The following is an 11,464-nucleotide window of genomic DNA, read 5'->3' as shown; positions in this document are numbered from 1 at the left end:
TATGTTGTACAATTTATTATAATAGAGGTAAAGATTGGGGGTGTCATATGGTTTGGAATATTGCACCAGAATGTATCTCAACTGTTGTCCTTAGCATTATCTGGATTTATTCAAGAAAAGGTAGCATTGCGCCTAGTTTAAAAAACAAGTTATTTCAACTGTGTTTTTTAGTTACCTTTTTAGCAATGACGACCAATATAGTGTCTACTTTGTTGATATACAACTTGAGTTCATATACACTTGTGCTAGCATGGATTACGAATACCATATACTTTATTACAACTCCTCTTATGGGAATGATTTACTATTTATATGTTATGGCTAATTTATATGATCATCGAGGAGTACCAAAAGGAACACTCTTTATCATGTTGATTCCAGCTTTTATTTATATTGGGATGGTAATTGTAAATCCTTGGACACACGCAATTTATAGCCTTACATTAGAAAATGGGTATCAAACAGGTACTTGGATAGCATCTACCTATATTATATTTTATTTGTACTGTATGATAGCAGTGATAGCGGTGATTTGGAAAGGGAAGTATGTAGAAAAAACCGTACGTACCATTTTATTTTCATTTCCATTGATTGCGGCAATTGTGATTATATTTCAACAGGCATTTCCAGAAATCGTTTTATCTGGTTCTGCCGCAACCATTGCGTTGTTGATGATTTATTTATATATGCAAAACAAACAGATAGCAATCGATTATCTTACGAAGCTACCCAATCGACAAGAATTTTTGAATTTGATTGATTGGAGTATACAAACGAAAGTAGATTCTTTTTCGATTGTGATTGTGTCCTTACGTGAATTTAAAAGGATTAATGATGTTTATGGACAATATGCAGGGGATGCTTTCCTACAAGCAATTGGAGAGTATTTAAAAAAAGAGTTTTCCTTAAATCGTAGACAGTTATTTCGTTATAGTGGAGATGAGTTTGCCATTTTAATCGAAGATGCAAATCCTGCACACATCGAAGATATCTTACAACGTATTTCAAAACGTATGATGTCACCATGGAACTTGGATTCCTATAATTGTGTATTGTATGTTGCTTTGGGTGTTGTACAATATCCTTCCTGTGCTGATACCAAAGAAGAGATTATCAATGGTATTGAGTTCTCTATTAATGTAGCGAAGAAAGATACAGCAGCGCATCATATATGTTATTGTACACAAGATGTTTTGAATAAAGTAAAACGTCGCCAACAAGTAAGTGAAGCGTTACATGAATGCTTGAAAAAGAGAAGCTTTGCTGTGCATTATCAACCAATCTATTCATTGGATACGAAAAAGTTTTCAAGTGCAGAAGCATTGTTGCGAATACCGGATTCTATGATAGGAGCGATTTATCCAGATGAATTTATCCCAGTAGCGGAAGAAAGTGGTTTGCTTATAGATATTACATATTATGTACTTGATGAAGTTTGTCATATTTTACAAGAGACAAAAGATTTACAAATACCAATGGAATCTATTAGTGTAAATTTTTCTACCTCACAGTTTTTACAACCAGATTTAATGGAACGTGTGATTTCTATTTTAAATGAACATAATATCGATGGTTCTATGATCAAGATAGAAATTACAGAAAGTACATTGTCAGAAAATGCAGATGCGATGATGGCATATGCACGAATGATGAATACGCATGGAATACGCTTAAGTTTAGATGATTTTGGTACAGGGTATTCCAATACCACAAGTGTACTTACATTTCCAATCGATACCATTAAATTGGATAAGAGTTTGATTTGGTCCGCAATGAAAAATGATCGTTCTGCGATGGTTGTTAGAAATCTATCTAGAACATTTAAAGATTTAGGATTTGTAGTTTTAGCAGAGGGTGTTGAGACTCTAGAACAAAGTGACTTTGTAGAGGAGTGCGGTTGTAGTTTGATTCAAGGGTATTATTATGCAAAGCCAATTGCTAAAGAAGCTTTTATAAAATTCATGAAAGAACACCTATAAGGATCAAGTAATTGGTCCTTTCTTTATATTGTTTTGATAGTTTGAATTTTGTGTTATTATGTTATATGTCATAGTTTACTTGAATTTTTCTTGCGTTCATTATAAACTATATGACATGAATGCCTTTTTATAAGCTTTCTAAGGAGATTTACATGTTTGGATATGTTGTCGTTAATAAACCAGAACTAAAGATAAAAGATTTTGATATGTACAAATCTTTTTATTGCGGATTATGTAGAAGTCTTCATCGAATGTTTGGTAGAAGTGCCCAAGTGGCGTTGAATTATGATTTGACATTTTTAGCAATTTTATTAACAGGATTATATGAACCAGATACACAGATTATACAAGAGAGATGTGTGATTCATCCTTTAGGAAAACATACGAAATTACAAAATACATATATTGAGTATGCTGCAGAAATGACAGTTGTTCTTACCTATTTGAAATGTGAAGATGATTGGAAAGATGAACATCGATATCGTAGTAAGGCATTTATGTCCATGTTAAAGAACCGCTATCTTTCCATTAAGGAAAAATATCCAGAAAAGATATCTCGTATTGAAACAGCGTTGCATCAAATCCATGACCTAGAAGAACAAGGTTCAAGCGATCTGGATAAGATTAGTGCAACCTTTGGAATCGTGATGGGAGAAATACTTGCCTATCAAGAGGATGTATGGAAGTCCTCGCTGTATACGATAGGTGATTATTTAGGACGATTTATTTATATTATGGATGCTTACGATGATGTAGAAGAAGATATAAAAAAAGGAAGCTTCAATCCGTTTCAACAAGATTTGCAAAATGAAAATTTTGATGAACGAGTAAAGATGATATTAGAGCTTATGATTGCAAGTAGTGCAGATGCATTTGAAATGTTACCAATATTAGAACATGTAGATATTCTACGCAATATTATGTATTCTGGTATTTGGGCAAAATATGAAACAGTTCGAAAGAAAAGGTCGGGTGAAGAAGATGCAAAATCCGTATAGTATATTAGGTATTTCTCCAAACGCAAGTGAAGATGAAGTGAAAAAAGCGTATCGTGTTCTCGCTAAAAAATATCATCCTGACGTCAACAAAGATCCAGGTGCAGAAGATCGATTTATCGAGATTCAAAATGCGTACCAAGAAATTATGGATGCGAAAAAACGTGGAGATAGCGGTAATTTCTGGCAACAAAATAGTTATGGAGGGTTTCAAGGGTATGGACAAAGTAGCTATGGTGGTGCATCAGGAAATAACGATTATCAAAATGTTGTGAATTATTTGAATGCGCAACGTTATATGGAAGCATATAACATTTTGCAACAAATTCAAGATCGTGGTGCAGATTGGTACTATTTATCTGCGATTGCACAATATGGAATGGGCAATCAAATTGCGGCTATGGATTTTGCGGAGAAAGCATGCCAAATGGATCCTAGCAATCAACAATACCGTCAACTATATGCACAAATGCAGGGAGGACGTAATCGATACCAAAATATGCAACAACCATTCTCTATGGGTGGAAGCGACTTATGTTGTCGTTTGATTGTCTGTAGTATGTGTTTTAATGGGTGTTTTGGTGGTCGCTATTTCTGTTGTTAATGAATATTTAGAAAGATATGTACATAAAAGCATATCTTTTTTTTAGACCATTGACATAAAAGTTAAACTATGGTAACATTTTGTAGAATTAGCTGTGGCTAACAATGGAGTGGAGGCAACGCATATGATACCAATAACGATGTGTAGTGTAAATGAACGATTTGAGATACAACGTATTTCAGGACAGGATTCGCTAAGACAACATCTTGCAGAACTTGGATTTGTGGTAGGAACCCAAATTTGCATTGTTTCAAAACTACAAGACAATGTGATTGTAGGTATTCGTGATGGACGCATTGCATTGGATAAAACCATGGCAAACAAAATTTTCGTAAGATAAGGAAGGAACAGTAAAATGACATTAGATGAACTAGCAATAGGGACAGAGGCAACCGTTGTGAAATTACAAGGAGAAGGGGCAGTAAAAAGACGTATTATGGATATGGGTCTTACGAAAGGAACTTCTTTGATGATTCGCAAGATTGCACCTCTTGGTGACCCAATGGAATTATTTGTACGTGGATATGAATTAACGATACGTAAAGATGACGCAAAAATGATTGAAGTACAAAGTCAATAAATTTTTTTAAGCAACAAGTTAGACGGAGCAAACATTATGAGAAGGAGAACACTATGAAAGATATAAAGATAGCATTAGCAGGGAATCCTAACTGTGGAAAAACAACGGTTTTTAATGCATTGACAGGAAGCTCACAATACGTAGGGAACTGGCCTGGAGTTACCGTTGAAAAAAAAGAGGGAAAACTAAAAGGACATAAGCATGTATTTATTCAAGATTTACCAGGGATATACTCTTTATCCCCTTATACTTTGGAAGAGGTTGTGACAAGAGAATATTTAGTAAATGAACAGCCAGATGTAATCTTAAATATTTTGGATGGTAGTAACATTGAACGTAATTTATATTTAACAACACAACTGATTGAACTTGGTATTCCTGTTGTTGTCGCAATCAATATGATGGATGTTGTTAAAAAACGAGGAGATCGTATACATCTTGAAAAATTACAACATGAACTACATTGTAAAGTTGTAGAAATGTCCGCATTAAAAGGAGAAGGCATCATGGATGCGGCAAAATGTGCGATTGATGAAGCAACCAGTGCATACAGTGCACCAGTTCCATGCTTCTTTAATGGAGCCTTGGAACATGCCATCGCGCACATTGAAGAATCATTGGAAGGGAATGTTCCGCAAAGAATGTTGCGTTGGTATGCGGTTAAGTTATTAGAACGTGATGAAAAAGTAAGAGAGTCCTTACAACTGAAACCAGAAGTTTTAGAACACATCGAGACACATATAGTGCAATGTGTTGAAGAAATGGAAGATGATGCTGAAAGCATTGTGACCAATCAACGTTATGCATATATCGGAAGTATGATAGATAAAGTTATGAAGAGAGCACTCACAAAAGATAACTTAAGAATGTCGGATAAGATTGACCGCATCGTTACCAATCGTATACTAGCTCTTCCAATCTTTGCATGTGTTATGATTGTTATATACTATATTTCAATCACAACCCTGGGTGCTACATTAACGGACTTTACCAATGATGTCTTATTTGGAGAGTGGATTGTTCCTGCTGTTCATGACTTTCTTTCTTCCATGAATGTAGAGCCATGGCTATTGTCTTTGATAAGTGATGGAATCGTAAATGGAGTGGGTGCAGTGTTAGGCTTTGTGCCACAGATGCTTCTTCTATTCTTGATGCTATCCTTATTAGAAGATTGTGGTTATATGTCTCGTGTTGCCTTTATAATGGATCGTATCTTTCGTCGTTTTGGGTTATCTGGAAAAAGCTTTATTCCGATGCTCATTGGTTCTGGATGTAGCGTTCCTGGGATTATGGCATCTCGTACGATTGAACAAGAAAGAGATCGTAGGATGACCATTATGACGACATCGTTTGTACCATGTGGTGCGAAGATGCCAATTGTTGGATTGATTGCAGGAGCGTTATTTGCGGGTGCTTGGTGGGTTGCGCCTTCAGCGTATTTCATAGGTGTATTTGCTATTATCATTTCTGGAATTTTATTAAAGAAAACAAGAATGTTTCAAGGAGACCCTGCACCCTTTGTAATGGAACTACCAAGCTATCATAGACCAGTAGCAAGCAACATCTTACGTAGTACGTGGGAGAGAGGATGGTCCTTTATTCGACGTGCTGGAACTGTTATTTTACTAGCGAGTGTTATGATTTGGTTTTTATCAGGCTTTGGGTTTGTGAATGGAAGCTTGCTCATGGTAGAAGATATGGATCACAGTATTCTAGCAGTATTAGGAAATTGGATTGCTCCATTGTTTGCGCCACTTGGATTTGGAAATTGGCAATCCAGTGTTGCGACCATTATGGGTCTAGTCGCAAAAGAAGAAGTTGTGGGTGTATTTGGTGTTTTATTTGGAGTGAGTGGAGATGCATTAGAATTAGTAGAGAGCGGCACATATGGTGGTTTATCCGCAATTGCTGTTCACTTTACAACTCTATCCGCATTTAGTTTCTTAATTTTTAATCTATTGTGTGCTCCATGTTTTGCGGCAATGGGTGCTATCAAAAGAGAAATGAACAATGGGTTATGGACGGTATTTGCTGTTGGGTATCTATGTGTATTTGCGTATGTAATCGCATTGATTGTTTATCAATTTGGATTGTTCTTTACAGGTCAAGGATTTGGTTTATGGACACTAGTTGCGCTTATCTTAGCGATAGGACTTCTATATTTACTAATACGTAAACCATATCAAGAAAAAGAATCGAGTACATTAGCGGTGCAAACAAAATAAAGGAGGACATACGATGTCTACGATTATAATAGGAGTATTACTACTGATTGGTATCGGTGTAATAGCTAGATACATGCTGAAAAAGCGTAAAGGTCATGCTTGTAGTTGTGCTTGTGGTAGCTGCAAAGGGTGCCATTAAACAAACGAATAAAATAATTCATATATCATAAAAAAGTGCATATACTTGCAATCGTAGAGATATCCGTTATAATATCTCGTAATAGATGGAGGTATATCATGCAAATAAAACATGTGATTTGGGATTGGAATGGAACATTATTAGATGATATCGATGTAAGTATGGATGCGTTGAATGTTTTGTTGAAAAAAGAAAAACTTCCACTTGTTCTTGATAAAGAAGAATATCGTCGTTATTTTCAATTCCCTGTGATTGAATATTATAAAAAAGTAGGATTTGATTTTGAAAACACCCCTTTTAGTGAATTAGCACAAGAATATATGAACTATTATCAACCACATAGTTTACACTGTCACCTTCATGAAGGCGTAAGAGAAGTACTTGCTTATGGGAAAGAACTTGGTATTCATCAATATGTGCTATCCGCATCCAATTTAGAATTCTTAAGAGAACAAATTGCGGTATATGATATCGCACCTTATTTTGATCGAATATGTGGGTTAGATAATATTCATGCTCACTCTAAGGCAGAACTGGCAAAAGAATTTGTAGAGGTTATGAAATTTGATAAAGAAGAAGTTGTCTTTATTGGAGATAGTGTACATGATAGTGAAGTTGCGAAAGGGGCTGGATGTCATTGTGTTTTGATTGCGAATGGTCATGAGCATAAAGATAAATTGCTTACCACAGGATTTCCAGTTGTTGATTCTATAAATGAAATAAAGCAGATGTTGAGGTATTAAATCTCATGATCTGCTTTTTCTTCTAGTAATTGTAAACCATGTTTGGAAACGATAAGTTTTCCATGATGTAGAGAACATATAGTTTGTTCTTGTAGTTCTTTTATAATACGATTGAGTTGACGAACACTACATCCAATGTGAGAGGCAATCTGTTCTCTGGTTTCGACCAAACGAAAAGGAAGGCTTTGTTGTTTGGCTTTATCCACGAGAAAAATGGCAAGTCTTTGAGTAGTATCCATAAATAGAAACTGACGTTGTTGTTGGGTTTGCGTAGAGAGTACTTGTACAAGCATTTGCGTACGAAGAAAAAGAGCATGAACATCTTGTCGCATCCAAGCTAAATAATCATTAGAACGGATTTGTAGACATGTGGAAGGCATGGTGGTTTTTAATGTAACATAATGTCCTTGTGTTTGAGAAAACACTTCATAATCTCCAACGATATCAAGGGGAGTCACTTCTAAAAACTGATAGGGAATATTGACAACACGTTCTTCAATGGCTTGTAATTTTCCGCTTAACAAGATAAACACATACGTATTATCATCACTTGCGTCAATGAGCGAATAGTGCTTTGGAAAGTGCTGTATTAGGATACGTTCTAGGATAGGCGTGGGGCAATGTTGGAAAAAAGTTGTAAGGAATGCTTGGTGTTGTTTTGGAAACACTTCTTGGATATGTTTTGGAATTGTCATTTTCTGCACCTTCTTATCAAAAAGAGGACAAATGTCCTTTTTTTACTTCTTATACATAGTGTATGATAAAGATGTAAAAAGTGCAAGTATTTCGTTTGTTTACGAATGCTTCCTTGTACATACTACTATAAAGGAGGAATTACTATGTCAACACCACACAATGCCGCAAATAAAGGAGATATCGCAAAAACAGTTTTAATGCCAGGGGATCCACTACGTGCAAAATTTATTGCTGAAACGTATTTAGAAAATCCTGTACAATTTAATACTGTACGTAATATGTTTGGATACACAGGAACGTATAAGGGACATCAGATATCCGTTATGGGATCTGGTATGGGAATGCCAAGTATTGGAATTTACTCATATGAATTATATGCATTTTATGGAGTAGAAAATATTATTCGTATTGGAAGTGCTGGAGCATATACGGATACATTGGAACTGTTTGATTTAGTATTGGCAGATAGTGCATGGAGTGAATCCACATTTGCTAAAGCACAATCAGATGTAGATGGAGATATTCAATATCCAAGTGCTGATTTAAATAAAGTAATTGAAGAAAGTGCAAATGCTATTAACAAACATGTAACCACTGCACGCATTCACTCTAGTGATGTCTTCTATCATGAAAGCAATGTCGATGGACATAATGAATTCTACGCAAAACATAATTGTGTTTGTGTAGAGATGGAAAGTTATGCATTGTTCCACAATGCAGCTGTATTAGGAAAAAAAGCAGCTTGCTTATTAACAATTTCGGATTCTTTGGTGACACATGCCGCAACAACAGCAGAAGAACGCCAAACTTCATTTAACAACATGATGGAAGTTGCGTTAGAAAGCGCAACTCGTCTATAGGAGAAAACCATGAAATATAAAAGAGTGTTTACCATTGTTGTAGACTCCCTTGGTGTTGGCGCTATGCCAAATGCGAAAGAGTATGATGATGAAGGAACAGATACATTAGGACATATTGATGAACATATGCCAAACTTTAAAATACCAAATTTACAAAAGTTAGGTCTTGCCAATTTACATCCATTAAAACATGTTAGTGCACAACCTGAACCACTTGGCTATTATACAAAGATGTTAGAAGCTAGTGTTGGTAAAGATACTATGACAGGTCATTGGGAAATGATGGGACTTCATATTGAAACCCCATTTCAAACCTTTACAGAAACAGGATTCCCTAAGGAATTGATCGATGAATTAGAAGCACGTTGTGGACGTCGTGTCATTGGAAATAAATCCGCAAGTGGAACTGATATTTTAGATGAACTGGCGCAACAAGAAATTGAAAATGGAGACATGATTGTGTATACTTCTGCAGATTCTGTATTACAGATTTGTGGAAATGAAGATGTCATGGGTCTTGATAATTTATATCGTTATTGTGAAATAGCACGTGAATTGACAATGCGTCCAGAGTGGATTGTAGGTCGTGTGATTGCTCGTCCTTATACAGGTATGAAAAAAGGCGAGTTTAAACGTACAAGCAATCGTCATGATTATGCCTTAAAACCTTATGGACAAACAACGTTAAATGCTTTAAAGGATGCTGGATATGAGGTTATTAGTGTTGGGAAAATCAATGATATCTTTGTAGGAGAGGGCATTAGCGAATCTCATAAATCAAAGAGCAGTGTACATGGTATGGAACAAACCATTGAATTGATGGATAAAGATTTCAAAGGACTTTGCTTTGTGAATTTAGTAGACTTTGATGCATTGTGGGGTCATCGTCGTAATCCAATTGGATATGGTGAAGAATTAGAACGCTTTGATGCATTGCTTGGTGATGTGCTTGATAAATTAAAAGAAGATGATTTGTTAATCATTACGGCAGATCATGGGAATGATCCAACCTATAAGGGAAGTGATCATACCAAAGAAATGGTACCATTTATTGCTTATGCCCCATCTATGAAGGGACATGGTTTATTACCAATGAGTGATAGTTTTGCGATGATCGGCGCAACAATTGCGGAAAACTTTGGTGTTGCTATGCCAGAGGGTACCATTGGTACAAGCTATTTAGAGTTCTTAAAGTAAAATATAAAAGGTCGATACTCTCCAAGAAAGGAAGGTATCGTCTTTTTTTGTAGTGATTCATACTATGATTTATCGTACTGATAATATAGGAGTACGGAATGTTTTATATATATCATTGACAATTACAGCTAGCTCATATATACTATTAGATATATTACTAATAGTATTATAGAAAGAGGGGATTCAAATGGATATTATCATATTAGGACTTCTCATGATGAAACCTTCAACTATTTATGAGATGAGAAAAGCAATCGAAACTAACCTTACCAATATTAGCAGTAGTAGTGTTGGAAGCATACAAGCAGCGATTAAAAAACTATTGAATAAGAATCTGATTCAATTTAACGAGTATGTAGAAAACAGTGTGAACAAAAAGGTGTATAGCATCACGGAAGAAGGAAAGTCTTATTTTCAAGAGAGTATTTTACAGCCTATGACGTATAAAGAGAAGAGTATGGAGCTAGGGAAGTTTCTGTTTATGGGGTTTGTCGATAAAAGAAAACGCTTGTCATTGCTTGAAACTTATATTAGGGAATTGGAAAATGAAGTACATAAACTTGAACAAATAAAGGCCGCAACAAATGCTATTTCTAGTTTTGACGATGCTTATCTATCAACGTTAAAAGAGAACGGGGCAATGGAAGATTTCACACTTACTAATGTACAAGAGATTGCTTTTTTTCAATGTGCAATGCTTGATTTATCAATTGCTAAAATAAAGTTTGAAATAGATTGGTTTCAAGATTTTATTAAGAATATGAACGAAATAGTGTAGGAATACGGAAAGGAGAAAAAAACATGGATGGTCTAAATTTATCAATCATAAAACTTTCTGACTTGGATGATCTGGCAAAAGCTGAAGCTATCCAAGTATACACAGACTGTTTCCCAGTATATAATCGAATTAGTAAAAACAAGAAAACGTTAAGTGATTTCTTTATGGACGCATTTGATTTCGATTTGACCTATGCCGCTGTTATAGATAAGAAAATCATCGGTTTCTTAGCGATTTCAAATGGGAAAGAACGTAGCTTAAAATTCGATAAGTCAAAGTGTATCAATGTGCTAGGTAAGGTAATGGGTGTTATTACCTACCATGAGATGAAATTTATTTTAGGAAGACCTAACTTGGAGAATGAAACGGATATTGGAATTGATTATTTGGCAACAAGTGAAGCTTATCGAGGAAAGGGAATTGCGTCAAAGCTAATAGAATATGCTTGTGTAAATTTGTGCGATAAAGAGTGCTTTATAGATGTGGATGTCAATAATACGGTGGCTAAGCGACTATATGAGTATTTAGGTTTCAAAGAATACGACCAACATAACAGCATGATAAATCGAATGCTTGGATTTGGATGTATTAGCAGGATGAAAAAACGTGTTAACCTGTGAATGCAAGCGAATAAGAAGAAAAAGAACCAATAATCAGTGAGGGTGTCC

At 35.4% G+C, this 11,464-nt stretch carries 13 protein-coding genes; 12 read left to right on the top strand and 1 reads right to left on the bottom strand.

Annotation, left to right across the window (positions count from 1 at the left end; translation table 11 throughout):
* Positions 1-47: 47 nt before the first annotated feature.
* From ACWG42_RS00440 to ACWG42_RS00405, 8 genes are all read left to right on the top strand, one after another.
* Positions 48-1,979, top strand: a complete 1,932-nt coding sequence (locus ACWG42_RS00440; protein WP_455789462.1) for a putative bifunctional diguanylate cyclase/phosphodiesterase — start codon at positions 48-50, stop codon at positions 1,977-1,979.
* A 152-nt stretch (positions 1,980-2,131) separates the two neighbouring features.
* Positions 2,132-2,977 (top strand): DUF5685 family protein, encoded by an 846-nt coding sequence (locus ACWG42_RS00435; RefSeq protein WP_455789461.1) that lies wholly within the window; start codon positions 2,132-2,134, stop codon positions 2,975-2,977.
* A complete protein-coding gene (locus ACWG42_RS00430) occupies positions 2,961-3,578 on the top strand; it encodes a DnaJ domain-containing protein (RefSeq protein ID WP_455789460.1) in 618 nt (205 codons plus the stop codon). The genes ACWG42_RS00435 and ACWG42_RS00430 overlap by 17 nt, the downstream gene beginning before the upstream one ends.
* A gap of 124 nt (positions 3,579-3,702) precedes the next feature.
* Positions 3,703-3,918 carry a FeoA family protein gene (locus ACWG42_RS00425; protein WP_455789459.1) on the top strand — a complete coding sequence of 72 codons (216 nt, stop codon included), beginning with the start codon at positions 3,703-3,705 and terminating at the stop codon, positions 3,916-3,918.
* 15 nt (positions 3,919-3,933) lie between these two features.
* Positions 3,934-4,158: a FeoA family protein gene (locus ACWG42_RS00420; protein WP_455789458.1), complete on the top strand. Its 225-nt coding sequence runs from the start codon at positions 3,934-3,936 to the stop codon at positions 4,156-4,158.
* 53 nt (positions 4,159-4,211) lie between these two features.
* Positions 4,212-6,383: a ferrous iron transport protein B gene (feoB, locus tag ACWG42_RS00415; protein ID WP_455789457.1), complete on the top strand. Its 2,172-nt coding sequence runs from the start codon at positions 4,212-4,214 to the stop codon at positions 6,381-6,383.
* Positions 6,384-6,396: 13 nt separating this feature from the next.
* The gene (locus tag ACWG42_RS00410) at positions 6,397-6,522 is read left to right on the top strand and encodes a FeoB-associated Cys-rich membrane protein (RefSeq protein ID WP_455789456.1); all 126 of its coding nucleotides are present in this window, start codon (positions 6,397-6,399) and stop codon (positions 6,520-6,522) included.
* Between the two features lie 98 nt (positions 6,523-6,620).
* Complete coding sequence (locus tag ACWG42_RS00405) at positions 6,621-7,265, top strand: HAD family hydrolase (protein WP_455789455.1); 645 nt, start codon at positions 6,621-6,623, stop codon at positions 7,263-7,265.
* On the opposite strand, the gene ACWG42_RS00400 is transcribed toward ACWG42_RS00405, so the two are convergent.
* Positions 7,262-7,960 carry a Crp/Fnr family transcriptional regulator gene (locus tag ACWG42_RS00400; protein ID WP_455789453.1) on the bottom strand — a complete coding sequence of 233 codons (699 nt, stop codon included), beginning with the start codon at positions 7,958-7,960 and terminating at the stop codon, positions 7,262-7,264. The two genes, ACWG42_RS00405 and ACWG42_RS00400, sit on opposite strands and share 4 nt — an antisense overlap.
* A 144-nt stretch (positions 7,961-8,104) precedes the next feature.
* On the opposite strand from ACWG42_RS00400, the gene deoD reads away from it, so the two are divergent.
* The 4 genes from deoD (at position 8,105) to ACWG42_RS00380 (ending at position 11,416) form a co-directional block, all read left to right on the top strand.
* On the top strand, positions 8,105-8,821 hold the full coding sequence (gene deoD, locus ACWG42_RS00395; RefSeq protein ID WP_455789451.1) for a purine-nucleoside phosphorylase: 717 nt from the start codon (positions 8,105-8,107) through the stop codon (positions 8,819-8,821).
* A gap of 9 nt (positions 8,822-8,830) precedes the next feature.
* Positions 8,831-10,018: a phosphopentomutase gene (locus ACWG42_RS00390; protein ID WP_455789450.1), complete on the top strand. Its 1,188-nt coding sequence runs from the start codon at positions 8,831-8,833 to the stop codon at positions 10,016-10,018.
* A 187-nt stretch (positions 10,019-10,205) separates the two neighbouring features.
* Positions 10,206-10,796 carry a PadR family transcriptional regulator gene (locus tag ACWG42_RS00385; protein WP_455789449.1) on the top strand — a complete coding sequence of 197 codons (591 nt, stop codon included), beginning with the start codon at positions 10,206-10,208 and terminating at the stop codon, positions 10,794-10,796.
* Between the two features lie 23 nt (positions 10,797-10,819).
* Positions 10,820-11,416: a GNAT family N-acetyltransferase gene (locus ACWG42_RS00380; protein WP_455789448.1), complete on the top strand. Its 597-nt coding sequence runs from the start codon at positions 10,820-10,822 to the stop codon at positions 11,414-11,416.
* The last annotated feature ends 48 nt before the right edge of the window (positions 11,417-11,464 follow it).

It is taken from the genome of Amedibacillus sp. YH-ame10 (assembly GCF_053848885.1).
Note: the sequence above shows the minus strand (reverse complement) of the source record. Positions and strands in the feature narration are given on the sequence as shown.